Here is a 1,281-nt window from a genome sequence, read left to right as displayed (position 1 = left end):
GCCCGAGGAGGTGACGGTGACGATCGTCTCCTCATGGTCGCAGGTCCGCTGGCCGGGCAGCTGTTGCAGAACAATTCGCTCGGCGGCGATACGCTTGGCGTGATGGGCGTTCTTGCGGCTGACGATCTCGTCGATGAAGAGGCGATAGCCAGCGAGATCGACGAAGTCGCGGGTGCCGCGCATCAGCAGCGCATCCTCCACCGCCTTCTTGAGATGGCCGTGCGGACCTTCGATCGACCCGTTCTCATGCGCGACACCGCGGTTGTTGCGGGTCGGTTCCATCCCGTAATGCAGGCACAGCGCGTCATAGCGCCGGGTCAGGTCCTCGCGCGCGTCGCTGTCGAGGTTGCAAAACGCCGCCGAGAGGCTGTCGGAGCGATGCTCGTGCGGCGCACCACCCAGGGCCCACAGCGCATTCTGCAATCCTTCCGCCAGCGCCACATAGCTTTCGCCGCCGAGAATGACATGGGCATGCGCGAAACCGGAGTAGGCGAGGCGGAAATGATAGAGCCGATGGTCAAGCCGAACGCCTGCGATGGTCACGGCCAGATCGGCCATGTCGGTGAAATCCGACAGTCCCATCCGGCCGGGCTCATGGATTTGGCGGAAAATCACCTCCTGGTTCGCACCATGCAGGGCCCGCCACGAGCGGATCCGGCGCTCCAGCGTGCGCCGCGTGCCGTCGGGCAGGTCGGGATGGCGCCTTTGCATCTCTTCAAAGATGGCCACCGCGCGCAACTCCGGCGCCGCGGACAGCATCGGCACCACCTCGGCGTCGAAGAACGAGACGAGAGGATCAGGGCGCCGACGCCCGCGTGGCTCCGCCTTGGCCGAGGGCGGTCGGTGATCCTGCTCGAAGCGATAGGCGGTGGCTGTGCTGATCGACGCCTTCGCGGCCGAGACCGCGGGTCCGTCTGTCTGTCGGAATGTCATGTAGAGCCTCATCTGGTGATCGGTGACATGGCGGCCGGGCAATGGCGGATCCCTTCACGAAGAGATCCATCCAATCCTCCAGCCGGTCACGATCAACAGTCGGCCCGCGCTCCCGGCGGGAGCTCAGGCCAAGTCTTCTGACGCTTGCGCCTCCGGTCGGGCTACGCCCTCCCTGCGCCGCAAGCGTCAGAAGACTTTCTCACCTTGATTGTCGCGCGTTCTCATGCTGATTGCCGCGTCGCACGGTGGCAAACATGTTGGCCAGGCGGATTTCCTGACCACTGCTCAGCTGCAGATCTGCCGCTCGCAATGAGGAGGCCTCCGGCAGGCAATGCCGAAGCATGACCC

The 1,281-nt window shown here is 64.9% G+C and carries 1 protein-coding gene; it reads right to left on the bottom strand.

What is annotated here, in order from left to right; translation table 11 throughout:
- Nucleotides 1-975: IS21 family transposase (gene istA, locus V5F77_RS28845; RefSeq protein WP_449317033.1), on the bottom strand; the 975-nt coding region annotated here is incomplete at its 3' end.
- Between the last annotated feature and the right edge of the window lie 306 nt (nucleotides 976-1,281).

It is taken from the genome of Roseixanthobacter psychrophilus (genome assembly GCF_043195195.1).
Classification (GTDB): Bacteria; Pseudomonadota; Alphaproteobacteria; order Rhizobiales; family Xanthobacteraceae; genus NCEH01.
This window is presented reverse-complemented; position numbering and strand designations above follow the sequence as displayed.